At 38.5% G+C, this 24980-nt stretch carries 21 protein-coding genes and 1 pseudogene; 7 read left to right on the top strand and 15 right to left on the bottom strand.

The window, feature by feature from the left end:
- Window positions 1-207: 207 nt before the first annotated feature.
- Complete coding sequence (locus tag B7E04_RS12930) at window positions 208-2064, bottom strand: helix-turn-helix transcriptional regulator (RefSeq protein WP_080779032.1); 1857 nt, start codon at window positions 2062-2064, stop codon at window positions 208-210.
- Window positions 2065-2295: 231 nt separating this feature from the next.
- On the opposite strand from B7E04_RS12930, the gene B7E04_RS12940 reads away from it, so the two are divergent.
- From B7E04_RS12940 to B7E04_RS12955, 4 genes are read left to right on the top strand one after another with little or no spacing between them, the layout of a single operon-like run.
- The gene (locus tag B7E04_RS12940; protein WP_080779034.1) at window positions 2296-2619 is read left to right on the top strand and encodes a magnetosome magnetite crystal formation protein family; all 324 of its coding nucleotides are present in this window, start codon (window positions 2296-2298) and stop codon (window positions 2617-2619) included.
- Window positions 2620-2630: 11 nt separating this feature from the next.
- Entirely contained in the window at window positions 2631-3101 is a 471-nt protein-coding gene (locus B7E04_RS12945) for a hypothetical protein (protein WP_080779035.1), read from the top strand.
- Between the two features lie 18 nt (window positions 3102-3119).
- Window positions 3120-4100 (top strand): hypothetical protein, encoded by a 981-nt coding sequence (locus B7E04_RS12950; RefSeq protein WP_080779036.1) that lies wholly within the window; start codon window positions 3120-3122, stop codon window positions 4098-4100.
- Window positions 4101-4104: 4 nt separating this feature from the next.
- The gene (locus B7E04_RS12955) at window positions 4105-4833 is read left to right on the top strand and encodes a hypothetical protein (protein ID WP_080779037.1); all 729 of its coding nucleotides are present in this window, start codon (window positions 4105-4107) and stop codon (window positions 4831-4833) included.
- Window positions 4834-5926: 1093 nt separating this feature from the next.
- Here the strand turns inward: B7E04_RS12955 and B7E04_RS12960 are convergent.
- On the bottom strand, window positions 5927-6697 hold the full coding sequence (locus tag B7E04_RS12960) for an alpha/beta hydrolase family protein (RefSeq protein WP_080779038.1): 771 nt from the start codon (window positions 6695-6697) through the stop codon (window positions 5927-5929).
- 286 nt (window positions 6698-6983) lie between these two features.
- On the opposite strand from B7E04_RS12960, the gene B7E04_RS12965 reads away from it, so the two are divergent.
- Window positions 6984-7619 (top strand): NAD(P)-dependent oxidoreductase, encoded by a 636-nt coding sequence (locus B7E04_RS12965; RefSeq protein ID WP_080779039.1) that lies wholly within the window; start codon window positions 6984-6986, stop codon window positions 7617-7619.
- A gap of 258 nt (window positions 7620-7877) precedes the next feature.
- Here B7E04_RS12965 and uvrA read toward each other — a convergent pair whose 3' ends face one another.
- Window positions 7878-10670, bottom strand: a complete 2793-nt coding sequence (gene uvrA / locus B7E04_RS12970) for an excinuclease ABC subunit UvrA (RefSeq protein WP_080779040.1) — start codon at window positions 10668-10670, stop codon at window positions 7878-7880.
- A 480-nt stretch (window positions 10671-11150) separates the two neighbouring features.
- On the opposite strand from uvrA, the gene B7E04_RS12975 reads away from it, so the two are divergent.
- Both B7E04_RS12975 and B7E04_RS12980 read left to right on the top strand, forming a co-directional pair.
- Window positions 11151-12962: a TonB-dependent receptor plug domain-containing protein gene (locus B7E04_RS12975; protein ID WP_080779041.1), complete on the top strand. Its 1812-nt coding sequence runs from the start codon at window positions 11151-11153 to the stop codon at window positions 12960-12962.
- A 73-nt stretch (window positions 12963-13035) separates the two neighbouring features.
- A complete protein-coding gene (locus B7E04_RS12980; RefSeq protein ID WP_080779042.1) occupies window positions 13036-13752 on the top strand; it encodes a DUF2490 domain-containing protein in 717 nt (238 codons plus the stop codon).
- On the opposite strand, the gene B7E04_RS12985 is transcribed toward B7E04_RS12980, so the two are convergent.
- The 12 genes and pseudogenes from B7E04_RS12985 to B7E04_RS13045 all read right to left on the bottom strand — a co-directional run bounded on the left by B7E04_RS12985 (window position 13749) and on the right by B7E04_RS13045 (window position 24978).
- On the bottom strand, window positions 13749-14195 hold the full coding sequence (locus B7E04_RS12985) for a phosphohydrolase (protein ID WP_080779043.1): 447 nt from the start codon (window positions 14193-14195) through the stop codon (window positions 13749-13751). The two genes, B7E04_RS12980 and B7E04_RS12985, sit on opposite strands and share 4 nt — an antisense overlap.
- A gap of 79 nt (window positions 14196-14274) precedes the next feature.
- Window positions 14275-14610: a YegP family protein gene (locus B7E04_RS12990; protein WP_080779044.1), complete on the bottom strand. Its 336-nt coding sequence runs from the start codon at window positions 14608-14610 to the stop codon at window positions 14275-14277.
- 41 nt (window positions 14611-14651) lie between these two features.
- Complete coding sequence (locus tag B7E04_RS12995) at window positions 14652-14963, bottom strand: hypothetical protein (protein WP_080779045.1); 312 nt, start codon at window positions 14961-14963, stop codon at window positions 14652-14654.
- 172 nt (window positions 14964-15135) lie between these two features.
- Window positions 15136-16911 (bottom strand): acyl-CoA dehydrogenase family protein, encoded by a 1776-nt coding sequence (locus B7E04_RS13000; RefSeq protein ID WP_080779046.1) that lies wholly within the window; start codon window positions 16909-16911, stop codon window positions 15136-15138.
- 120 nt (window positions 16912-17031) lie between these two features.
- Window positions 17032-18210 (bottom strand): thiolase family protein, encoded by a 1179-nt coding sequence (locus tag B7E04_RS13005; protein WP_062654207.1) that lies wholly within the window; start codon window positions 18208-18210, stop codon window positions 17032-17034.
- Window positions 18211-18292: 82 nt separating this feature from the next.
- Window positions 18293-18646: a four helix bundle protein gene (locus B7E04_RS13010; protein WP_080779047.1), complete on the bottom strand. Its 354-nt coding sequence runs from the start codon at window positions 18644-18646 to the stop codon at window positions 18293-18295.
- A gap of 39 nt (window positions 18647-18685) precedes the next feature.
- Window positions 18686-21079: a 3-hydroxyacyl-CoA dehydrogenase/enoyl-CoA hydratase family protein gene (locus B7E04_RS13015; RefSeq protein ID WP_080779048.1), complete on the bottom strand. Its 2394-nt coding sequence runs from the start codon at window positions 21077-21079 to the stop codon at window positions 18686-18688.
- 55 nt (window positions 21080-21134) lie between these two features.
- The gene (locus B7E04_RS13020; protein WP_034727924.1) at window positions 21135-21587 is read right to left on the bottom strand and encodes a MarR family winged helix-turn-helix transcriptional regulator; all 453 of its coding nucleotides are present in this window, start codon (window positions 21585-21587) and stop codon (window positions 21135-21137) included.
- A 165-nt stretch (window positions 21588-21752) separates the two neighbouring features.
- Window positions 21753-22676: an ABC transporter ATP-binding protein gene (locus B7E04_RS13025; protein WP_080779049.1), complete on the bottom strand. Its 924-nt coding sequence runs from the start codon at window positions 22674-22676 to the stop codon at window positions 21753-21755.
- Between the two features lie 96 nt (window positions 22677-22772).
- Window positions 22773-23225, bottom strand: a pseudogene (locus B7E04_RS13030) (GxxExxY protein).
- Between the two features lie 198 nt (window positions 23226-23423).
- Window positions 23424-24395, bottom strand: coding sequence for an iron ABC transporter permease (locus B7E04_RS13040; RefSeq protein WP_080779051.1), 972 nt, complete (start codon window positions 24393-24395; stop codon window positions 23424-23426).
- Window positions 24396-24417: 22 nt separating this feature from the next.
- Complete coding sequence (locus B7E04_RS13045) at window positions 24418-24978, bottom strand: TlpA family protein disulfide reductase (RefSeq protein ID WP_080779052.1); 561 nt, start codon at window positions 24976-24978, stop codon at window positions 24418-24420.
- Window positions 24979-24980: the final 2 nt, after the last annotated feature.

Genomic DNA, 24980 nt, shown 5'->3' on the forward strand with positions numbered 1-24980 from the left:
TGGCCGGAAGCTGGGAGAGAGAGGCTGGAAGTTAACATCAGGTATTTATAGTAACACCGGTCATAGAATTTGATCAAACTGATTTTAAAAATTAATAAAGTTGCGGTAAAGTTCTGTTTTCAGACCTCAAGAACTTCCCTCTTCGGCCTTCAAACTTCCTGACAACATTATAAAAACAGAAATGTCTTATCCCGAACTCAGGTTGATTTAGCTTCCCAGTTTATTCAGAAAGGTATTCAGGTCCTCATCCTTATCCAGTCCGAGTTTTTGTTTAATCCGATAACGGCTCATGCGGACGCTTTTAGGCTCTATATGCATCAGCTGAGAGATCTGGCGGGTATCCATTTTAAGATAAAGATAAGCGCAGAGCTTCATATCAAGCAGCGTAAGGTTTTTCTTTGCTTTTTCATTGATGAGGTTAAAAAACTCAGGATGAATCTGCTGTATCCTTAGTTTGGCGTCTTCAAAATCATTATCCAGCACCATTTCCTCTTTTACGATCTTCTGCATATTCAGGGAATTATCATCCGCCAGTTTATCTTTAATATGGTGAAGAACCCTGTTTTTGTGTTCAAGTTGCAGAACATTGGCCATAGCCTCCTTTTGGAGTTGCTGCTGCTGCGTTTCAAGGAGTTGCTGCTCGGCTTTTAACCTGGCTTTTTCTTCTTTTTCCAGCCTGATCTGCATTTCAGATTCATGGTTTTCCAGCTGGAGTTGCTTTTCACGTTCCATGGAAAGGCGCAGTTTAAAATGATAAGCCCTAAACATAAAGATCAGTCCCAATAAAGAGGCAGCAGCGATACATGCATAAAGATAGCTCTGGAATTTCCGGCTTGCTTCCCTTTCCTTTAATATTTTAACCTCATTGTTTTTCTTTTCGGTTTCGAACTGTATTTCCAACTTTTGGGCATTCAGAGCCTGTTTTTGTTTAAAGTTTTTATTGCTGTATTCTGTAACCTCTTCCTGGAATGCAAGTGCTTTTTTGAAATCCCCCTGCTGTTTATAAAAACCGGACAGGGCCTGAACAATATTGATCAGGGTATAATAATAAGGATGCTCTCCGGTTTTCATCAGATCATAAGCCTGTAAGAGATAAGATTCCGCCAAAGCCTTATCTCCTTTCCTTGAAGCGAATTCACTGAGTATCCCAAGACTGCTGGCAGTAACTTCCTGCGTGTTGGGCACATTTTTCAGAAGATCTGCGGCTGACTTTGCATACTGAATGGCTTTTGATTCTGCGGTCTTATCACCTGCGGGAAAATATTTTAAATAGACGCTCGCAATATTAACGCAGGTGATGGCATGGGTATATTTGGCTACCTGTTTTGGATGTCTTATATAAGTATCTTCTGCCTTTTGAAGATAAAATAAAACACTGTCCAGTTCTTTTTTCTCTCCGGATTCATTGTACCGGTATTCATGGGCGACAGACAAGGCAGCATAGCTATTGCTTAACAGATTGTAATCTTTTGTCTGCAGAGCATTTTCCGTAGCTTTACGGGCATAATTGTTCACCTGGGCAATATTATTCCAGTCCGAATGGGCAGCATAGAGCTGATAATATAATTTGGATGCCATAGAAGGATCGGGTGATTTTTCCAGTTCTTTCAATCCCATCTGGCAGAACTTTATCCTCTTTTCAGAATCCTCAATGGTTTTGAATAAAAATGCCTGGGCATAATATCCGTAAGCCAACGCTACAGGATTTTTAGACTGCTGTGCCAGCACCAGGGCGGAATCACTTACTTGCTTTAAAGTGGATAACTCCCGGTTATTGGCTTTGATAACGGTTAACAGCGTATAGGATTTTGCTGCTTCTGCATAATCTTTGTTTTGAAGTGCCATACGGGCACTCTGTCTGGCTTTTTTTTCTGCTGCAGCATAATTCCGGTCTATCCTATATGCTTCGGCAAGTCTGTTGAGCAATACTGGTTTGGATTGTTCATTCAGCCCCGGATTATTCACAGCACGCTGCAGACTGTCGATATACAGGCTTTGTGCCTGGCAGCTCAGACCTGTACAGATGCATAAATAGATAAACAGTTGATAGACTACAGATTTCATAAACCTAAATTAAAACAATTTGCTGAACCCAATCACAGTGACCAACAAATATACTGGATTAGGATGATTTGTAACGTGCTTTAAATCAATGTTATTTGCTTTTTTGTAGACGCATTGTAGACGGCTTCCTTTAACCAGGTAGATGCTTTGTAGCATAGCAGGATTAGGAAAAGCTGTCCATTGTCCGAATATTTGTAGCAGCAATAATGCACTCACTTTAATCATCAAATTATGAACAACAAAAATTTATCAATCATTTCTTATATCACGCTGATAGGCTGGTTTATTGCTTATTTTTCTGGAAAAGACCAGGCGGATTCTCTGCTTAAATACCATCTGAGACAGTCTCTGGGGCTGATGATCATCAGTGTTATTTTCAATATCATCATGAGAATTATCGCAACGGCAGTTCCGGCACTTTCGTTTTTAGGAATAGCAGGTCTGTTGATTCTGGTTTTCTGGATCCTGGGAATTATCAATGCGGCCAATGGAGCTGAAAAACCTGTTCCGGTATTCGGTAAAATGTTTGAGGACAAATTTGCCTTTATCGGTTAAATAAGTCAGTAATGAATTACAGATATTTTATACAGGAAGGGAGCCGGTTTCATCTGAAGACCAGTATGCCTGTTGCTATGATCCGGTTTATAGCATGCCTGGTTATTGCTGCCGCACTGTATTTTATTATTCCAGAGGAAAAGAAAATCGGGCTTTGGGGAGCGGGCATATTTGTGGTTTTCGGACTGATCAATTTATTAAGGACTACCAAAAAGCTGATCATTGATCCTCATGCCCAGGTGATCATACACAAAAATAACATTCTGAACGGGGAGGTAGAGTATAGGTTTGAAGAATTTGAACAGTTCTATGTTTTGGTGACCAAATATGTTTTTATTCCCATGGACAGCACAGCTTTCTTTATATTCCATAAAAACGGGAAAGAAAAAAGGGTTCCGATTATTGTAGGATTGTTCGGATCAGGAAAAGTGCAGAAAGCCATCAATGAAGTCAGTGATATCATGAATATTGCAGAAAAATAAATTGTAAATAAAGAAATTATGAAACGCGGTTTAGGAATCTTCTGGATGCTGTATATGCTGTTTTTTGCAGTACCATTTCCTATGATTCTGTATTATAATATCAAGACTGATGATCCGCCGCAGCTACATGATACCAGCCCCTGGCTGGCTGTGGGAATCCTTGGGCTTTCCGTGGTATTATGGATTATTGTATTATCCAGCTGGTTTTACAAATGGATTGTAGTGAATTTTGTAGCCCAAAGAAATATCGCTTATCTGAATAAGCATGGTATTTCCAGAAAAGCGGAGATTCTTGAATCGGTAAAAACCTCAAAAGAGAACAGTAAGTATAATGTTTATGAGCTGCTTCTTTCTTTTAAAAACCTCGTCAACACCCAGATTACGCAGAAAACAATGGTTAATGACTCAAAGCCTCAGCAACACAGGTTTGAAGCAGGGAAAACCGTTGAGATCCGTATTGATAAAGACATGAAAAAGAAACCTTACTTTGTTTTTGCAGGGACGGAGGCAAGAATTAATATTATGGTCATTACGCTCATTACGCTGGGCTGGCTGGCTGTAGCCACACTGGTAGCCGGATATTATATGTATTCCTACCTCACGGAGAATAACGGGACAGGGTGGAGGTTCATTGTGTACTGGCATCCGTTGGTAGTTTGCCCCGCTATATTACTTTTTTACAAAGGCATTTTATCATTTTTCTTAAGCAAAATCATGAGCGGAAAATCAGATCCGGAGCTTATTAAATTTAAAGGAGTAAGAACCACCGCCAGACTGATCAGTGCAGACCAGACGGGGACGTACATCAATGAACAGCCTATGGTTTTATTTAAACTTGAATATGTAGATGAAAAAAATGAAACCCGGAGAGCTGAGATTAAAAAGATTGTCAACCTTCTGGATCTCAACAGCGTAAGACAGAAGACTGCAGATATTTTTTATTTAAAAGAAAATCCGGACCGTATTGCCTTTGCGGATGATCTGGATGAAATAAGCTGAAGACATGAAAAAAATAATTATCATACTTATTGGAGGTATTCTTGTTTCAGGCTGTGAGGAGGTTTCAAAAAGTATAAAAGATACTTTTGAACCCCAGTCCGATCCTGTAGTTCAGCAAAAAACTCAAGAAGCAGGAGAAGTTCCCGCCCAAAGTCCTTATGATGCCGCCGTTGAGCAGCAGATGCAGGAAGTACAGCACCTGGTTACCACCATAGTAGAAAAACACACCAAAACCCACGTTCAACATACAGAAGGTAAAAACACTGATTTTCTGACCAATGAAGAAAAACTGAAGAAAGCTGAGGAAGCCCTGCGAGAGCTTCCTCAATATGCCGGAAAAGAAATTTATATTTATTCTTCCATTCATTTTTATGATGACGGTAGTATCAGTGTAAAGCTGCAGCATCCTACAAACCCGGGGTATATTGACAGCTATCAATATAAAAACGGCAGCTGGAGTGAGCCGAAACCTGAGCAGATGTCCGTGAAAGATAAGATTCAAAGCCGTTTGGTGGCTTTGGAAAAAGTCAATTTCACCTATGTTGCCGCAGCAGCCCGTCTTTATAAAGAGAAAACGGAAGAAGTAGAAGGAGCACGACCAATAACCAGTATCTATATATCAATCTGGAATAACAATTTACGATGGTTCCCGGCCAGCATCAGCGGAAGCCGGGAACGTTATTCCATTGAACTGAACCAAAACGGAACTTTGAAAAAATTTGAAAGGGAATAATCCCGTTTTTGAGTAGGTTCAACTAAAGAAGTGCAGAGAATAGGGCAATATTGTTGGATAAGGTTAGGGAATACTTAATTCAAACAATGAAAATTGCTTCTGTTCTCTGTGTTTTTTACCATGAAAAGTCCTGCTTTAAAAATCTATTGATTTTTCTTAATGAAACTTAATCCCTTCATGGATCTTAACGGTTCAAATCTGAAATCTGCATCATCAGGCATATCTGCGTGAATTTTCATCAAGCAAAGATTTTTATTATTCTTACTATTTAAGGGAGTAAAGATGTAACTTCTCGGGTTTTAGTAGACTGAATATACTTTCGCTTAGTCAAATCAATCGCAGATTGATTCTTTCTTTGTTATCTTAAAATATACATCATCATCATCATTAAACTTTACGATAAAAAATAATCAAAATTGCCGATGCGTCTTTGTGCTTTTATTAGATTGAAGATATAATAGCGTAAAGAGGAATGATGAAGCTAATGATTTTATCCCGTCTATAAATATGGCAGGGTTCCTTGAAAAGTCCTGCTTTAAAAATCTATTGATTTTTCTTAATGTAACTTAATCTCTTCATGGATCTTAATGGTTCAAATCTGAAATCTGCATCATCAGCCAGATCTGCGTGAATTTCACCAAGCAATGGCTTTTATTATTCTTATCCGCTGAGATGGAGTAGCTGGATGACTGTTTGCTTAATCAGGTCGATCGCTGATTGATTCTTTCTTTGCCATCTTAAATATCTTTCCAGTATTAAATTTTTGATAAAAAATAGCCTGAGAACCAATCAAAAATCCGGTATAAAATTCCTGCCTCAATCTCAAATAAAAGGACCCGCTCTTTAGAAGCGGATCCAGTAGATAAAACATCTCATTTTTTTAATTAGACAACAATTAAAAAAGCACAGCCGACAATGCTGTGCTTAAATTTTTATTTCAAATTTAATTGCAATTTCAAAGCTGAAAAAAGCAAAAAAAGATTTCATTTCAGTTGTATTACATAGTAAATGTAGTACAATTTTTAATACAAAACATGAATTAAATGTTAAAATTCACAACTTATCCACAAATTGTTGTGGATAAGTATTTAAGTTATTGTTTTTCAATGTATTCTAAAATAAGTTTATTCAACATCTTCTTTTCTTCTTCACTTCCTTTGTTATCCATGTGTCCGTGATTGATGGGGGTGGACTGTACGGTTATATGATATTTTTCCTGTTCCGTAAAAGAAGGCAATACCCCTTCATCAGCGGGATAATCATTGGAACGGATGGTATATATTTTAGGTAGTGCAGTTCGTGGAAGATACATTCTCCGGTTATCCATAGTAATAATTTTATATACCAATGCAGGATGCTTTGCGGCAAACAAAGCGGTCATATCTCCACCGTTGGAATGACCGATAAGACTTAGATGTTGATAATCAAGATCCGGCCTGGTCTTTTTAAGCTCATTCAGCACAAATAAAATGTTTTCAACACCTCTTTCCCAGAAAGGCATTCTTGTATCCTGGAGCTTTCCCTGCATGGGAAGCAGTTCATCAGCAGGAAGCTCGTGCTGGATGCTTACTGTAAAATACCCTTTTGAAGCCAGTTTTTGGGTGAGGTAAGAATAAACTAAATAATCATTACCCCTATTGGCGCCGTAACCATGGCTGAAAATCACAACCTGTTGTCCGGGAAGCTTTTGATCTGTTTTCGGAGTATAAAATGCAACAGGAATCTTCCTGTTTCTTATGGAATCAAATAAAGTTAAAGTATCCAGCTTAGTTTCATAATTTTTTTGATGAATTGCTGTTTTTTCAGACATGCAGCTGGCGAGCGTCAACAGGAAAACAGGGAGAAACAGAATCTTATACTTCATAGATTTTATGTGGTTACAGACAGCAAATTAGTACTATTTTGTTGAATATCAGAAAGAAATTTTTCCTCCGATCATATTTATTGTTTAAAATAAATCTTTATATTTGGCCTATTAAAATCTCTTTATAAATATTACCATTTACTCAGTGTATTACTGCAATGCCTGAGATCCGGAGTTCAGAATTTCTGAGCCTAATTCTACTATTTTTCAATCAAAAAAGAAGGCTGACAATCAATACATGAGGTATTGATCATGTCGAAGCATTCTTCAAAAAAAAGAGATTATTATGAAAACAAATACAATTGCCGTTATCGGCGGAACCGGAAAATCCGGGAAATATCTTGTTCAGGAGCTTCTGAAAAATGAATACCCTATGAAACTATTACTGCGGACTCCCGAAAATTTTACACTTGAACATCCTTTAATTGAAATTATAAAAGGTGATGCGAGGAATTTTGAAGATGTCAACCGTCTTGTCGAAGGCTGTTCGGCCGTAATCAGTAAAATCGGGCAACCGGCGGGTGAGAAATCAATTTTTACGGATGCGACGAGGAATATTATAAAGTCAATGAATATCCTCGGCATCAAAAGATATATCACCATTACAGGTTTGAATGTGGATACTCCTTTTGACCATAAAAATGAAAAGGTGAAAGCCGCAACGGTATGGATGCATCAAAACTATCCGGAAACCACAAAAGACAAACAGGAAGAATATGAAATTCTTGTAAACAGTAATCTGGACTGGACTTTAGTAAGGCTTCCGATGATCATTCCGTCTGATGAACATTTTAAGACTGAAGCCAACCTTACGGACTGCACAGGAGAGAAAATAAGTGCGGCGGATCTTTCTGAATTTCTGGTTAGCCAAATTGAAGATGAAACGTATTTTAAACAAAGTCCGTTTTTATATAATGTTTAAAGTTTAATGTTTAGAGTTTAGAGTTTAATGTTTAGAGTTCAAAGTTTTTAGATCCGATGTGGTTAAAAAATCTATGATTTTTTAAGAACTTAAGTGTACTTCTATCCACAAAAAGCATGAATCTTAAATTACTAAAGTGTCAAAAAAACTTTTGCCCCTTTTGTGGTTAAAAAATTAAAACAAAGCCTTTAACACATTCAATAAACCGTAATGGTTTAAAATAAAATAGAGAGCCGTTTATTGGCTCTCTATTCCTATTTAGTTTTCAAGTTTTTCCTTAATATATTTCGCAGTATGCGATTTTTTATTTTCCGCAAGGTCTTCCGGTGTTCCTGCAAAAACAACTTCGCCGCCATATTTCCCGGCCTCCGGGCCAATATCAATAATATAGTCGGCACATTTGATAATATCCGGCTGATGCTCAATGACAATTACGGAATGCCCGAGATCAATCAGCGCCTGGAGCGATTTCAGTAATTTCTGAATATCATGGAAATGCAGTCCGGTAGAAGGTTCATCGAAGATAAACAGGGTTTTGTCTGTGGTAACACCTTTCACAAGGAATGAAGCAAGTTTTACCCGTTGTGCTTCACCGCCGGAAAGGGTAGAAGAACTTTGTCCCAGCTGAAGATAACCTAATCCCACATCCTGAAGCGGCTTCAGTTTGGTGACAATTTTATCCTCATTATTGTCTTTAAAGAATTCCAGCGCTTCATCTACCGTCATATGAAGAATATCGGAAATGCTTTTCTCATCGAATTTCACTTCCAGGATCTCACTTTTAAAGCGGGTGCCTTTGCAAACTTCACATTCCAGCTCAATATCTGCCATAAACTGCATGGATACGTTGATGACTCCTTCGCCTTTACATTCATCGCATCTTCCGCCGTCTACGTTAAAAGAGAAGTGCTTAGGCTTGTAACCCATCATTTTTGAAACTTTCTGCTTCGCAAAAAGATCTCTGATGTCGTCATAAGCTTTCAGGTAAGTTACCGGATTGGACCTTGATGACTTTCCGATTGGGTTCTGATCAATCAGCTCAATATGTTTGATCAGTTTCTTTGGAAATTCCACGGAATCATAATCTCCCTTTTTGCCACCCATTCCAAGCTGGATCTGAATATCATTAGTTAAAATTTCCTTCATCAGGGTAGATTTTCCGCTTCCGGAAACTCCTGAGATCACTGTAAGGCTTTCCAAAGGAACATCTACATCTATATTTTTAAGATTGTTTTGTCTTGCTCCTTTGATATGGATCCATTCCTTAGCTTTCCTCCGCTTTTTAGGAATTTCAATTTCCATTCTTCCGGTCAGGTATTTTGAAGTCAGCGTATCTGCATTTTTAAGATCATCATAATCCCCGGCGAAAACGAGTTCACCACCCAAATAACCTGCTTCCGGACCAATATCTATAATATAATCTGCTGCTTTCATGACATCTTCATCATGCTCTACAACAATCACTGTATTCCCGAGATCCCTTAGATTTTGTAATACCCCGATCAGGTTTTCCGTATCTCTGGAATGGAGCCCAATAGAAGGCTCATCCAGGATATAAATAGAACCTACCAGCGAACTTCCCAGGCTTGTCGCCAGGTTAATTCTCTGGCTTTCTCCCCCGGAAAGCGTATTGGAAGTCCTGTTTAAGGTTAAATAGCCCAAACCTACTTTTAATAAGAACTCAATACGGGTTTTAATTTCATACAGCAGTCTCTTCGCTACATCCTGATCATGTTCGGAAAGTTTAAGACCCTCTATTAAAGGGTATAATTCATCCAGAGGAAGCTCTATCATCGACTGGATATTGTGACCGTCCACTTTTACCCAGCTGGTTTCTTCACGCAGTCTCAGGCCTTCACAGGTTGGACAGAGTGTTTTCCCTCTGTATCTGGAAAGCATCACACGATACTGGATTTTATACAGGTTTTCTTCAAGCATTTTGAAGAAATTATTGATAGAAGGGAAGCTGCTTTTACCGTCGCCTTTCCAAAGGAAGCTTTTCTGTTCTTTGGTTAATTGATGGTAAGGTTTATGGATAGGGAAGTCCTGCGCTTTTTTTATGAAATCTTTTTTCCACTCGCTCATGCTTTCTCCCCGCCATGAAACCACTGCATCTTCATAAATGGATAAGGTTTTGTTCGGAACCACAAGATCTTCATCAATTCCGATTACTTTTCCGTAGCCTTCACATGCAGGACAAGCTCCGTAGGGATTATTGAAGCTGAAAAAGTGAACATTCGGTTCCAGGAACTCCATGCCGTCCAGCTCAAATTTGTTGGAGAATTCTTTTACTTTTCCTGAATCCGTATTTTTCAGTGAGCAATAGCCGTGGCCTTCGTAGAAAGCCATCTGGATAGAGTCTGCCAGTCGTTGAAGGAAACTTTCGTCTTCTTCATAAGAAAAACGGTCGATGACAAGATTGATCAGCATTCCTTTTTCAGGAGTAAATCCGAAGCTTTCCAGGTCCTCGATACCCGCCACATTTCCATTGATCTCAAGTCTGGTAAAACCTGCGAGCTTTAAAATGTTCAGGGTTTCCTTAAAATTGTCAGCGTCGTATTCCAGAGGAGCTGTCAGCAGGAATGAAGTTTCTTTTTTGGAAGCTTTGATAAAATCAATAACATCAGAAACGGAATCTTTCTTCACTTCTTCACCGGAAACAGGAGAAAATGTTTTCCCGATCCTTGCGAAAAGAAGCTTCATATAATCGTAGATTTCTGTAGAAGTTCCTACCGTAGAACGCGGGTTGGAGGAAATTACTTTCTGCTGTATTGCGATGGAAGGCGCAAGTCCTTTGATATCGTCTACTTTCGGTTTTTCTAATTTACCCAAAAACTGACGGGCGTAGGAACTTAAACTTTCCACATACCTTCTCTGTCCTTCCGCATAAATAGTATCGAATGCCAGAGAAGATTTTCCGCTTCCGGAAACCCCTGTGATGACGATCAGTTTATTTTTCGGGATCAGAACATCTATATGCTTCAGATTGTTAAGGTGTGCATTCTTAACGAAAATCTGTTTTTTTATATCTATTTCTGTAGTTGGAGCCATAGTAAAATTAAGACTTACAAAATTACGAATTTTTTAGTGGAAATTATACATTTAAAAAAGGATGAAAACATAAATTTATGATCCCGGCCGATACAACAAAAAACAGACCTTTCAGGCCTGAATTAAAGTGTTTTCAGTATATGTGATTGTCATTCATAAGCAGGTTTGGTTAGCGGATCATCATCCCGGTTTTGTTAATTTTATAATTTTCATTATTTTTTCTGTTTTACTATTGTTTTGTATTTTAAATTTAGTTAAAATTGTGTTCATAAATTGGTAATAAAGAAATGATAAAATTATTCAGAGACTTGGTTACACATTTAATGAGAAAAAGATAAAAGAGTTACTTCCCACAAAGATGCAGTATTATCGTACTGCATCTTTTTTTTATGATATCTATCATTTGCCTGTCTTCCGGAACTCCCTTACTTTTGGAGGCATTATCAAAAAAACTGATTTAGAACAAAAACCGGAACGATTATGATCAAGAAGATTGGAAGTATATTTTTATTGGGATCAATGCTTTCTGCCTATGCACAGGAAAAAACAACGGACATTGAAATCATTGAATTTCAGGGTAAATTTATATCTACACCTTATAAAAGCGCCAATCAGAATATTACGGTGATCACTAAAGAAGAAATTGCCAATTCTCCCGCAAAAAGTATTGACGAAGTTCTCCAACAGGTTCCGGGAATGGATATCAGAAGAAGAGGGGCTAACGGAGTACAGAGTGATATCGGTTTCAGGGGAAGTTCTTTTGAGCAGGTGCTGCTTCTTTTGAACGGAATAAGAATGAATGATTCCCAGACGGGACACAACTCCATGAATGTGCCTGTAGATATGGATGATGTGGAAAGAATTGAGATCATTAAAGGGCCGGCCGCCAGAAGATTCGGACAGAACGCCTATGCTGGGGTAATCAATATTATTACTAAAACCACTTCAGGAAAAAGGGTGAAAATAAGCGCCGACGGCGGAGATTATAAAACCTATGGTCTCGGCTTTAATGCCCAGATAGGAAATGAAAAGTTTTCAAACTCACTTCAGGCGAATACTGCTTCATCGGAGGGATATATGTATAATACGGACTATGAGATCCGGAATGTATTTTACCAGAGTAAACTGAATATTAAAAACGGTGATCTTAAGCTGCAGGCCGGTTTTTCTGAAAAAAAATTCGGGGCCAATGGCTTTTATGCGTCTAAAAGCGCTACGGAACAGTATGAGGAAACACAGGCTTCCATTGTGAGTGTAGCCCACCAGCAGAAATTCGGAGACTTGAAAATCAGTTCGAATGTGTACTGGAGAAGAGGGCAGGACATGTATCTTTATGACAGGAACAAACCGGATGGTTACAGAAATATGCACATCGGAAATAATGTGGGTGGAGAAGTGAATTCCAGCTATCAATGGGGATTAGGGACCACCGGTGTGGGTGTTGAGCTGAGAAAGGAATTTCTGGCGAGTAATAATTTAGGAGAAAGAAACCGTTTTGTTTCTCAGGTCTTCTTTGAACATCATTTCTCATTACTGGATAAAAAGCTTAACATCAGTCCGGGAATTTCCTGGGCGAATTATTCCAAAGAAGGCAATTTCTTCTATCCGGGTCTGGATGTAGGGTATAATTTCAATCAGAACAACAAGATCTACGGAAATGTGGCGAGGGTTCACAGGGTTCCTACGTTTACAGACCTTTATTATGTAAGCAAAACGGAACAGGGAAATCAGAACCTGCTGCCAGAAAATGCTATTTCTTCGGAGATCGGATATCAATATCAGGACAGCAGGATTTTAGCAAAGGTGAGCGGATTTATGAGGAATTCGGAAAATTCTATCGACTGGACGAAAAAGGCTATTGATTCTCCTGTATGGTATGCAGATAACGTAGGGAAAATTGATACCAAAGGAGTAGAGTTTGAACTGAGTCACAGAGCCTCTGACTGGCTGAAATATACAGCCGGATATACGTATCTGGACAGTAAAATAAGCAGATCCGGTGAATTTGTTTCCAGATATATTCTGGATAATCTGAAGCATCAGGTAGTGGCAAAACTGGAAACTAAATTTTTGAAATATTTTAGCAACGAATTGGTCTACCGGTATAACGAAAGGATGAATCTGGGCAGCTATAATCTCCTTGATGAAAAACTGAGCTTTGCAAAAAAGGACTTTTCCGTATATGCACTGATTACCAACTTAACAGATACAAAATACACCGAAGCTTTTGGAGTTGAAATGCCTCAAAGATGGTTCCACATAGGCTTCTCATATACTATCAATATTAAATAAATATTAATTTTAAGGTTAATGAAATTTAATATTAAGAAATTGTTAAATGATTTACTTTTGCAAAAATTTTTTTATGAAACTTTTTTTCAGTCTGAGTTTAGTTTTGAGTATGACCTTTTTAAAAGCGCAGGAACATATTTCCAGCTTCAATGCAGTAACTCTGACTTATAAGTTTCATCCTAAATTCTTCATCTATGCGGAAGGTCAGCTCAGAGGAAATGAGGATTATACCTATCCGGATTATTACGAGATCAAAGGAGGAGTTGGATATAATCTTACCAAAAATCACAAGCCTTTTGTAGGGGTCGGGAGATATGTAAATTATAAAGAGCATAGCCTGAGCAGGGAAGAGTTTAGAATCTGGCTTCAGGACGTGATTGATTTCAAAAAAGGAATCGTCAAGTTTGAAAACCGTCTTCGGGCTGAAAAGAGCTGGTTCTATGAGCCGGCAACCGACAAAGCTTCCCAGAGAATGCGTTACCGCTACCGTCTGAACGTGAGTGTTCCCCTGAATGCAAAAACTGTAAAAAAGGGAACTGTTTTCGCCAATGTGTATGACGAAATTTTCTTTGTAAGCCCAATGAAGCCAACTTTTGCCAGAAACAGGGTATACGGTGGTTTCGGATATCAGATTGATGACTATTTCGGAATCCTAACGGGTTATCTGTGGCAGCGCGAATTTGAAGCGAAAGGAAATAAAAATCTTCACTTTGTCTATCTGGCTTTAAACATTAACATCGACGCTACGGATCATCCTGTAAAAACGTATGATTTCCCTGGAGCGGATTAATATTTCTCTATCAGATAATGGTAGGCTTTTAAATATTTGTTGAACCTTTTGATATCTTTCGGAGTCAGCTCCCTGTTGACTCTTCTGAGATCCATATTATCACGGAGATCATTAAGCTTTACAGCAACGGCAAGAGGGGATCTTTCCGTTCTTTTAACGAATTCATCGTAATCTTCCTCGGGATCAAACTTAGTAAGGCAGCTTACAGCAAAAATAATATATTCAGGAAAGCCCTCAGTCCTTAAATATTCCAGACTGAATTCTTCCGGGTGGTCTTCCACTACATCGTGAAGAACCCCTACAATCTTTTCGTCCAGTGTTTTGCCATATTCCATCACGCGCATCACATGGGCAATGTAAGGGGCGTGGTATTTATCGGTTTGTCCTTTATGTGCTTTATCAGCTATTTTTATGGCTCTGTTGAGCAATTCTTCTTTTGTCATTTCAGATTGAAAATAGAATACAAAAATAAAAAATGCCTTAAAAAATAAGACATTTTTATCAAGATTATTTTACAACGGATTAAAGAACAGTCTCATCTTCTACGGAAGCCCCTGGTGCGTTGGTTTTTACAGATTCGATGCCGTTGTCCATCCCGTTTTCTGATTCATACATCTGGCTGGTTCCTATGATCTGTCCGTTGCCTGCCTTTAAGTTGAAATACCAGCGGTTATCTTTAGCGGTATTCTTTTCAAATTTCGAATCATCCTGAGAATGGGTGCGTACGGATTCTATTCCGTTTTCACAGGAGGATTTTGAGCTGTATCCCTGGCTGGTTAGGATCACCTGTCCGTTTCTTGCTTTAAGATTGAACTGATGTTCTCCGTTTGTTCTTTTAGAAATAATAAATTTTCCCATAGTAATCTTAGTTTTTCGGTTGGATTAGTTTGTTTTTTTAATTATTTGGAAGGTGTTTCTTTTTTGGGTTCCTCCAATGGTTTTTCAGGGACAGCAGCATTCAGTATTCTGTATTTTGAATGATCTTTTTTGGCTTCTTTTAATGCAAGATAAGCTGACGTGTCCTTTGGAGCTACAGTAAGCATTTTATACGGGTCTTTTGGCTCTTCCTCAGCCTTCACCGGTAATTCTTCAGATTCTTTGAGTTTGGAAACCTTCATGGTATCCAGCTTTGGTAATGCCTGCCTTTTTTGTCCTTTTTGAGCAGATACAGTGGCAGAAATCAGAAGAAGGGGTAATAGTAAAGTTTTCATGTTTTTTTATTAAAAATAAAAATAGAGAAAAATTTTGAAATTTCAGATGCTTAAACGGGTAGAATTTTATCTATCATCCTGAATTCTTGCCGGATGTATTGTTTTTTATTTCAATAAAACAAAAAGCGTCTCAAAAAAATGAGACGCTTTGAAATCAAATTTATTATAAAGACTAATAAGCTCCTTTTTCAATATAGTGTGCGGCTACCTTTTCAGTAAGTGCCACTACATTGGGATGGTTGGCATACTTGGTGAATCTTCTCAGACCGGAAAGCATCATTCTCTGCTCATCACCTTCAGCGAAAGAAATAATTCCTTCTTTGGCCGCTGCGATTATTTTTTCAACTGCTTTGTAAAGGTTAAGCTGTGCCATTGCTGCTTCTACAGACTCCGGAGAGAAGTGTTTTTCAGCTCTTAATACCGCAGATTCTGCCATATAGATCTGATTAAGGATTTCAGAAGCATTTAATAGTAAGTGCTGCTGTTTTTCAATATCCATCATGAATTTCTGAAGCGCAGCTCCGGAAACCATAAGGAATACCTTCTTAAGATTGGCGATAATAGCCTTCTCTTCGCTCATGAATGCTGAATAATCAGGAACTTCAAATGATGGAATTCCCATCAGTTCTTTGCTGATCGCCATAGCTGGAGATAATAAATCCAGTTCTCCTTTCATCGCTCTCTTAATCAACATTCCTACCGCCAGAAGTCTGTTAATTTCGTTGGTTCCTTCATAGATCCTTCCGATTCTGGCATCTCTCCATGCAGATTCCATTGGAGTGTCTTCAGAGAATCCCATTCCACCATAGATCTGGATTCCTTCATCGGCCGTATTCTGAGTAAGATCCGATACAAAAACCTTTAGGATAGAAGCTTCTACTGCAAATTCTTCAACCCCTTTTAATTCAGCCTGCTGATGGTCTGTTCCCGCGGAAACCAATTCTGCAATTTTATCTTCAACATTTTTGGCCAGACGGTAAGATCCCGCTTCACTTACAAAAATTCCGGTTGCCATTTCTGCAATTTTCTTTCTGATGGCTCCGAAAGTTGAAATAGAAACCCCGAACTGCTTTCTCTCGTTAGAATACTGGATAGAGTGGTTTAAAATTCTTCTCTGCCCGTCCAGATTGGCCGCAGCAAGCTTAATTCTACCCACATTCAGTGCATTTAAGGCGATTTTGAAACCGTTGTTTCTTTCACCCAGCATATTCTCTACAGGAACCTTCATGTCATTGAAGAAAACCTGACGGGTAGAAGAGGAACGGATTCCTAATTTGTGCTCTTCCTCACCGAAAGTAAGGCTTTCAGGATTTTCCAGCTCAGAACGGTTGATCACAAAACCTGTAATGTTTTTATCATCATCAATTTTTGCAAACAGAGTGAATGTATCTGCAAAGCCTGCATTGGAAATCCACATTTTCTGTCCGTTGATGATATAATGTTTTCCGTCCTCAGATAATCTGGCTCTTGTCTTTCCTGAATTAGCATCAGAACCGGCATCCGGCTCAGTAAGACAATAGGCCCCGAATTTTGTTCCGGTAGCTAAATCCGGAAGATATTTCTTTTTTAATTCTTCACTTCCGTACAGAAGGGTAGGCAATGTTCCGATTCCCGTATGGGCTCCATACGCTGTTGCCAAAGATCCGTTTCCACCTGAAACATAATCACATGCCAGCATCGTACTCACGAATCCCATTCCCAGTCCACCGTATTCTTCCGGAACGGTAATTCCCAACAGCCCCATTTCACCCAACTGACGCATTTTTTCTTCTGTCAGGGCATAATCTTTTTTCTCAAAACGGTCGTGTTGAGGAACCACTTCTCTATCTATAAATTCTTTTGCAGAATCGCGAAGCATTCTTTGTTCTTCGCTCAGTTCTTCAAGACTGAAAATTTCATTTGCAGGAATTTCCTTGATCAGGAACTCTCCGCCTTTTAATGTAGCCATATATTATTTTGTTTTTTAATTTTGTAAAAAGTATAATGTAAAATGTACATTATACTTTTCTTTAAGATATTATTTGTAAGTCCTTAATACTTTATACATTGTACAACTGACATTATACAATTAAAGTAGTTCAAAGATCGAAGCAGCTCCCTGTCCCGTACCCACGCACATGGAAACCATTCCGTACTTATTGCCGCGTCTTCTCATTTCATCAAGAAGCTGGACGGTTAATTTTGTTCCGGTACAGCCAAGCGGGTGGCCAAGAGCAATAGCACCTCCGTTTACGTTAAGGATATCAGGATTTAAGCCTAATTCTTTTTTAATGGCAACTGACTGTGATGCAAATGCCTCATTCAATTCAATTAAGTCGATGTCCTTTAATTCAAGTCCTGCCTGTTTTAAAGCTTTTGGAATAGCATAGATAGGACCCATTCCCATAATTCTAGGCTCAAGTCCTGCCGCTGCATAGGCTACTAATCTTGCTTCAGGCTCAAGACCTAATTCTTTTACCATTTCTTCGCTCATCACCATAACAAAAGCAGCTCCGTCACTCATCTGGGATGAATTTCCGGCAGTAACGCTTCCTCCGTTGGCAAATACCGGTCTCAGCTTGGCCAGACCTTCTAAGGAAGTGTCTTTTCTAGGACCTTCGTCAATAGAGAAATCAAACTTTTTAGACTGCATTTTCTGGTTTTCGTCCAGGAAATTGTATTCTACAGGAATGGAAACGATCTGATTGGCAAATTTCCCTTCAGCATTGGCTTTTAATGCTTTCATATGGGATTCATACGCAAACTGATCCTGCTCTTCTCTGGTAATATTGTATTGTTTGGCCACTTCTTCAGCAGTATAACCCATTCCCCAGTAGTAATCAGGGTTGGTTTTAGCGATATCCGTTTCAGGAACCGGCTTGTAGCCACCCATCGGGATGTATGACATAGATTCTGTACCTCCCGCAATGATGCAATCAGCCATTCCGGCCTGAATTTTTGCAGAAGCAATGGCAATGGCTTCACTTCCTGATGCACAGTATCTGTTCACGGTAACTCCCGGAACTTTGTCTGTGTTCAATCCCATCAGGGAGATCAGACGGGCCACATTCAAGCCCTGTTCAGCCTCCGGCATTGCATTTCCAACGATCAGGTCATCAATTCTGTTTTTATCCAATTGTGGAAGTTCCGCCATTAGTTTTTCAATAACGGTAGCGGCCATCACATCGGGTCTTGTAAATCTTAAACTTCCTTTTGGAGCTTTTCCAACGGCTGTTCTGAACCCTTTTACTATATATGCTTGTTTCATTTTGTTTAAATTTTTGTAAAATGTATAATGTAAAATGTCGGGTGTATTTTATTCCGTAGTTTACACTCTACTTTGTATCATTCTATTTTGAATAATTTTGTTTTAATTTGATGATCATATTTTGAACATGTCTGATTTCGGATATTAACAAATCAAAATCATCTTTTTTAATGAATTCCAAATCATTCGCAATTATAATCTGAGTTTCAAATTCAAAAGAAGAACCTAATGCAATGTTTAAAAATTGACAGAACTGTGGATTGGTATCTCTTCCAGCTCCTTCGGCAATATTAGACGGAATTGAATAAAGACTTCTTCTCGACTGTGAAGTCAATCCGAATAATTCATCTTTAGGGAAATTTTTAGAAATAATATAGTAATGCTTACAAAGCAAAATTGATTTTTTCCAAACCTCCAATTCCCTGAAATTATGCATGTCAATACTTTTTACATTTTACATCCGACATTGTACAAATTAATTTCTCAACGGTTTCCCATTCTGCAACATATACTGAATTCTCTCCAGTGTTTTTCTTTCACCACAAAGCTGAAGGAATGTTTCTCTTTCAAGATTCAATAGGTATTGTTCGGTCACTACGGTTGGTTCGGAAAGATTTCCTCCTACCATTACGTTGGCTAATTTATCGGCAATTTTCTTATCATGTTCAGAGATAAAGTTTCCGGTAAGCATCTGATCGGTTCCTACGTAGAACATTCCCAGGGCATCTTTTCCTAAAACTTTTACTTTCTGTTCGATGGGTTGTGTATAACCTTGTTCTGCCAATAGTTTTGCTACTTTTTTAGCTTCGGCAATCTGTCTGTTTTTGCTTACGGATACGATGTCTTTTCCTTTTTCAAGAATACCCATATCATAAGCTTCATAAGCGGAAGTAGCTACTTTACCCATGGCGATATTCATGAATGCTTCACGAAGTCTGTTGTTTTTAACATCATCAGCATGGAATTCTCTTGAAGTTCTGAGGGTTAACTCTTTGGTTCCTCCACCGCCAGGAATTACTCCAACGCCGGTTTCTACCAGTCCGATGTAGGTTTCTGCTGCTGCAACCACTCTGTCTGCGTGCATCGTCATCTCGCAGCCGCCGCCAAGGGTCATTCCGTGAGGGGCAACCACAACAGGAATAGAGGAATAGCGTACTCGCATCATGGATTTCTGGAAATAGGCAATGGCCATATTCAGATCGTCCCAGTCCTGCTCGATAGCCATCATCAGGATCATCGCTAAGTTGGCACCTACAGAGAAATTGGTCCCCTGATTTCCAACTACCAGTCCGTCGTATTCTTTTTCTGCTAAATCAATGGCTCTGTTTAATCCGTCAAGAACTTCGCCACCCAGGGAGTTCATTTTGGAACGTATTTCAAAGTTGATGATTCCGTCACCAAGATCTTCAATGGCTGCTCCCGAATTACTCCAAAGGGTTTTGTTCTTTCTGATATTATCTAAAATGATAAAAGCATCCTGGCCTGGAATTGTATTATATGCTCCTGAGTTTTTATCAACGAAAATGCTTTGACCTTCATCATTTACTTTATAGAAGCTTTCTACATTTTTAACCCAGTCTGATACTTCATAGCCTGCATCTTTTGCCAGTTCAATACCTTTCTGAACGCCTACGGCATCCCAGATCTCAAACGGACCGTTTTCCCATCCGAAACCGGCTCTCATGGCATCATCAATTTTATAGACTTCGTCAGATATTTCAGGAACTTTGTGAGATACATAAGCGAACAATGCGCCTAAAGATTTTCTGTATAATTCTCCGGCTTTGTCTTTACCGCCAATTAAAACCTTAAAGCGGTCAATAGGCTTGTCGATATTTTTCGTTAACTCTAAAGTAGGGAAAGAAGATTTGCCCTGAAGTTCGTATTCCAGGGTATCAAGGTTCAGTCCGTGGATTTCTGATTTTCCTTCTGCATTTTTCACTTTTTTATAGAATCCCTGTTCTGTTTTGGAACCCAGCCATTTGTTATCCATCATTTTCTGGATATAAGGCGGAAGGGCAAAAACATCATTGAAATTGTTGGCTTCGGCACCGCTCTGGCGTACTCCATTCGCTACCATAACCAAGGTGTCAAGACCTACAACGTCAGCAGTTCTGAATGTGGCAGATTTTGGACGTCCGATTACGGGACCTGTTAGTTTATCAACCTCAGAAACGGTCAGCCCTAATTTCTGTACATTATGAAGCAGATCCATCATGGAGAAAACCCCGATTCTGTTGGCGATAAATGCAGGAGTATCTTTGGCTAAAACGGTAGTTTTCCCAAGGAATTTAGCCCCAAAGCTCATATAAAATTCCACCACCTCCGGAAGCGTATCTGCTGTAGGAATGATTTCCAGAAGAGGCAGGTATCTTACAGGATTGAAAAAGTGAGTTCCTGCAAAGTATTTTTTAAAATCGTCACTTCTTCCTTCCGTTAGAAAATGGATAGGAATTCCTGATGTATTAGAAGAAATTAATGTTCCCGGTTTTCTGAATTGTTCAATTTTTTCATAAACAGATTTCTTAATGTCCAGTTTTTCAACCACCACTTCAATAATCCAGTCTGTATTTTTGATCTTTGGAAGATCATCATCAAAGTTTCCTACTGTAATTCTGTCCGCAAATTTCGGAGAATAGAGAAGAGCAGGACTTGCTTTTTTCAGTTTTTCAAAGTTTTCAGAAGCTATTCTGTTTCTTACCGCTTTGTCATCTTTGGTCAAACCTTTTTTCTGTTCAGCTTCCGTGAGTTCAAAAGGAACAATATCCAGCAGGGACACTTCTACGCCAATGTTGGCAAAATGTGCTGCAATCCCGCTGCCCATAATTCCTGAACCAAGAACCGTAACATGTTTGATTCTTCTTTTCATATGTAAATTTTTATTATTGATAAGATCATATGCAGCCCGGAGACGGCATGATAATTTATTTTCTGTTATTTAAAAGTTCGTTGGCAATTTTCATGATCTCGGACATCACCTCCTTGAAGGTTTCAATCTTCTCGGGAGCGATTTTTTCCATCACTTTCTTGTTAAAATTGACGACTACTTCTTTGGACATATTCCTTGAATTCAGACCTTTATCCGTAAGCTTAATGATCACCTCCCTTTTATCGGCAGTGGTCTTTTCCTTGTAGATATACCCGTTGTCTTCCAGAAGTTTGATGATTCTGGTAAGAGAAGTAGGTTCAATGGCCATTTTGGGACCCAAGTTGGTACTCCGGGTTCCTTCTTTCGGGTCAATTTTAAGAAGAGTGAGGGCTTGTACTGCTGTAGAGTCGTGCTCCTGAGCAAGTTCTGTGTACATTTTAGAAACAGCCAACCAGGTCTGTTTTAATACTAAATCTACGTTTTCTATTTTTTCCTTGTTATTATCCATCATTGATGTAAGAATGGTGTATTCCAAATTTAGTAAATATTATGCATGCATAGTATTTATTAAAGTTAAATTTTGTTAACAAGTTGATATTAAGCAGATTAAATTGTATGACAAGCATAATACTATGCATGCATAATATGTGAATTATTTAATATAAACGCAGTATTAATGAATGTTTTTAACGAAATAAACTATTTCTTCGAAAGATTGATATTGTTGCTTGCTGGTGTCAGTGAGGATTTCCCAAAAATCATTTTTATAGTCAAAATGCAGGGAAGACAAGTCTTTTTCAAAGTTTTTTTGAAGCAGCGAATAAAGCATTTCTTTGTGAACCGGCGGTGCGGTGATAGATGGGGGAACAAAATTTTCGTTCACCTGAAATAATGAAACATCCGTAAGTTCATCATGCCCGAGAAGAATATCTTCTACAAGCCCGGAAAATAGCTGCTGGTTTTTTACGTACCATATTTTGTCTGCAAACTCTTTGGATAGCCGCCAGTCGTGAGAGGAAAATAATATGATCTTCTGTTGTTCCTTGGCCAGTCTGCGGAGTGTTTTCAGGATAATAAGCTTGTTTTTCTCATCCAGATGGGTTGTTGGTTCGTCCAGAATAATAACCGGGGAATTCTGTGTGATAGCGCGTCCGATGAATGCCTTCTGCAGGTTTCCGTCTGAAAGGTTTTTAAGAAGCGTATGTTTATACTGGGCAAGATCCAGTTCATCAATAATATGCGCCACTTCATCCCTGTCTTCTTTTTTTAACTCAAAATAAAAAGGGTAGTAGATGTATTTTCCCAACGAAATAAGGTCTTCTACCGTATAATGCTGCGGAATATCAGCCTTTGAAAAAACCACAGCAATATTTTCTGCAATTTCTTTAACGGAAAGATTTTTTATATTCTTCTGACCAATAGTAATTTCTCCGCTTAAAACAGGAACCTGATTCAAAATAGATTTGATAAGTGTTGTTTTCCCAACCCCATTATTTCCAATCAGAAGACATACATCACCTAATTTCAAATCTGCATACACATTTGAAATTAAGGTCTTATCGTAGCCTATACTGGCTTGCTTGATTTGTAGATGCATTGAATATTTAGCTAATTATAAAGATGCAATTCTTTGCACAAAAATACAGTTTTAAGTATAGAAACTTATCGCAGCCTCATTTTATACTGTTAAACTTTATAAATGATTTACAATTCTTGTTATCCCATTTTTGAAAACATCAGATTGAAAGTTAAGTAATAAGCCTAGTTTACAGCCGGTCATTTTTAAATAAGTTAAAAGCTGGGCTTTGTGAGCAGGATTAATGTAATCTACTGTTTTTATTTCCAGGATCAGCTTGTTTTCTATTATTATATCCAACCTGAAAGCATTTTCAATTTTAAGATCATCATAGATAATAGGAAGCAGCTTTTATCTTTCAATCACTAGATCTGTTTTTGCAAGTTCATAAAACATACATTCTTCGTAAACATGCTCAAATAAGCCGGTGCCAAGTTTTTTATGGATCTTCAGGCCGACATCGAAAACAATTTTTGATAATTCATTTTCCGTCATTGTGTTGTGTTTTTTGCTAATATATAAAATGTTGGCTAATCGCAAGGACGCAAAGGATTTTGAGTGTGAAAACATTTTAAGGCGCAAGAAAATCGAAGATTTTCTGCAATTATTAAACGTAAATATGCAGTTTCAAATTTTATCTTTGATAAAATCTTTGCGCCTTAAAATACGAAATATATTAAGGAAAATTGCGTCTTTGCGATGACCAACAAGTAAGAATGATTAAATTAAAAAGGTCAAAAATTTACAATTGGCCATTCATCATTCACTTTAAACTTTATTTTGCTTCAAAAGCATCAGTAAAATCACCGGTATACCAAATACAGAACTGATCACATTCATCGGGATCTGCGTTTTTTCAGACACTACAGAAAAAAGCATCATGACAAGCATTCCCAGAAACATATTTAAAATCCATTGTTGCCATAATTTGGATGGATTATAGATCAGTCTGCAGAAATGAGGAACTATAATTCCAACAAATAAAATAGGTCCCAAAAATGCTGTAACAGAAGCTGAAAGCAGGGAAGAAGCGATAATAATTAATATTTTCAACTGCTTCAGATTCACACCAAGGCTCTGTGCATAAGAAGTCCCCAACGAATTTCCTATCAGCGGTTTTATGGTTTTAAAGCAAATAAACATGCCTGTGAGGATGAGAATAGACAGGATGTAGATCTGGTTTCTGGTCACCATATTATTGGCTCCAAAAGACCATAGAATATAGTTTTTCAGGCTCTGGCTCTCAGCATAAAACTGTAATAATGAAACAATAGCTCCTGCAAATGCCGAAACAAGGAATCCAAATATAATAAGGTAGGATTTATCCTGAAGTTTATTCGACATGGAAAGAAGCACCAGCATGAGACCAAGACTTCCTGCAATGGCTGAGAGACTGAGGAAGCTGTTCTGCAAAAATTCAGGAATCGGGAGGTCGTGGGAAAAGAAAATATAAAAAGCCACAGAAAGGCTGGCTACTGAGGTAATTCCTAAAATATCCGGACCGGCCAGTGGATTCTGAAAATATTCCTGCATCAGAAAACCGGAGGTAGGAATGGAAACTCCTGCCAGCAGTATCACCAGAACCCGGTTGATACGGATCTCAGCAATCTGGCTCTGGGAAGAATCCTGCAAAAAATCCTGAAGACTTAAACTTAAAAATCCTGTGTTCAGGTTGATGACCACGGTAAAAAGAATGGCGGCCGCCAACACCAGACACAGGATTTTGAATTTTTTTGACATGATCAGAAAAAATCTGGATGTTTTATTTTAAAAGCGCATCTACTTTGGCGTTTAGTATTTCTTCAGTCATCATCCCTAAATATTCATCGGTTTGATCTCCTTTTCTTAAATAAGTGAAAGGGATGGAACCTCCGTCCCATTGCTTGAAATTATTGGTAAAGAAAGTTGGGTCTAACTTTTGTCCGTCTAATAGAATGATGTTGCCGGCAAGCTGATTTTCCTGTGCAAACATTTTTACAGCACTGTTCCATTCAGCTTTATCATCAAGATTGATGAAAGTAAATTTCACGGGTTTATCTTTTAATTCCTGCATTTTGTTCTTAAAATGTGGAATTTCTCTCATACACGGGCCACACCAGGTTGCAAAGAAATTGGTCACATATAACGTATCATTTTTCTGAGCCAGATATTTTCCCACATCTTCCGGAGAAAGCTCCTTTGAAGTGTAAGCTTCCGATACTGCGGCTGTTTGGTCTGATACAGAGGCAGAATCTGTTGCAGCGGTATCTTCCGTTTTCTGACCTTCTTTCTTGCAGCTGTAAAGAGCAGTGAGAATAAGGGTGGATAAAATTATCTTCTTCATAA

Source organism: Chryseobacterium phocaeense, from assembly GCF_900169075.1.
Lineage (GTDB): Bacteria > Bacteroidota > Bacteroidia > Flavobacteriales > Weeksellaceae > Chryseobacterium > Chryseobacterium phocaeense.

Coding starts and splice junctions, on each gene's coding strand:
- B7E04_RS12930 (WP_080779032.1), bottom strand. CDS start 2,064: ATGAAATCTGTAGTCTATCAACTGTTTATCTATTTATGCATCTGTACA.
- B7E04_RS12980 (WP_080779042.1), top strand. CDS start 13,036: ATGAAACTTTTTTTCAGTCTGAGTTTAGTTTTGAGTATGACCTTTTTA.
- B7E04_RS12995 (WP_080779045.1), bottom strand. CDS start 14,963: ATGAAAACTTTACTATTACCCCTTCTTCTGATTTCTGCCACTGTATCT.
- B7E04_RS13015 (WP_080779048.1), bottom strand. CDS start 21,079: ATGAAAAGAAGAATCAAACATGTTACGGTTCTTGGTTCAGGAATTATG.
- B7E04_RS12950 (WP_080779036.1), top strand. CDS start 3,120: ATGAAACGCGGTTTAGGAATCTTCTGGATGCTGTATATGCTGTTTTTT.
- B7E04_RS13045 (WP_080779052.1), bottom strand. CDS start 24,978: ATGAAGAAGATAATTTTATCCACCCTTATTCTCACTGCTCTTTACAGC.
- B7E04_RS12985 (WP_080779043.1), bottom strand. CDS start 14,195: ATGACAAAAGAAGAATTGCTCAACAGAGCCATAAAAATAGCTGATAAA.
- B7E04_RS12945 (WP_080779035.1), top strand. CDS start 2,631: ATGAATTACAGATATTTTATACAGGAAGGGAGCCGGTTTCATCTGAAG.
- B7E04_RS12940 (WP_080779034.1), top strand. CDS start 2,296: ATGAACAACAAAAATTTATCAATCATTTCTTATATCACGCTGATAGGC.
- B7E04_RS12960 (WP_080779038.1), bottom strand. CDS start 6,697: ATGAAGTATAAGATTCTGTTTCTCCCTGTTTTCCTGTTGACGCTCGCC.
- B7E04_RS13000 (WP_080779046.1), bottom strand. CDS start 16,911: ATGGCTACATTAAAAGGCGGAGAGTTCCTGATCAAGGAAATTCCTGCA.
- B7E04_RS13005 (WP_062654207.1), bottom strand. CDS start 18,210: ATGAAACAAGCATATATAGTAAAAGGGTTCAGAACAGCCGTTGGAAAA.
- B7E04_RS13040 (WP_080779051.1), bottom strand. CDS start 24,395: ATGTCAAAAAAATTCAAAATCCTGTGTCTGGTGTTGGCGGCCGCCATT.
- B7E04_RS13010 (WP_080779047.1), bottom strand. CDS start 18,646: ATGCATAATTTCAGGGAATTGGAGGTTTGGAAAAAATCAATTTTGCTT.
- B7E04_RS13025 (WP_080779049.1), bottom strand. CDS start 22,676: ATGCATCTACAAATCAAGCAAGCCAGTATAGGCTACGATAAGACCTTA.
- B7E04_RS12955 (WP_080779037.1), top strand. CDS start 4,105: ATGAAAAAAATAATTATCATACTTATTGGAGGTATTCTTGTTTCAGGC.
- B7E04_RS12975 (WP_080779041.1), top strand. CDS start 11,151: ATGATCAAGAAGATTGGAAGTATATTTTTATTGGGATCAATGCTTTCT.
- uvrA (WP_080779040.1), bottom strand. CDS start 10,670: ATGGCTCCAACTACAGAAATAGATATAAAAAAACAGATTTTCGTTAAG.
- B7E04_RS12965 (WP_080779039.1), top strand. CDS start 6,984: ATGAAAACAAATACAATTGCCGTTATCGGCGGAACCGGAAAATCCGGG.
- B7E04_RS12990 (WP_080779044.1), bottom strand. CDS start 14,610: ATGGGAAAATTTATTATTTCTAAAAGAACAAACGGAGAACATCAGTTC.
- B7E04_RS13020 (WP_034727924.1), bottom strand. CDS start 21,587: ATGGATAATAACAAGGAAAAAATAGAAAACGTAGATTTAGTATTAAAA.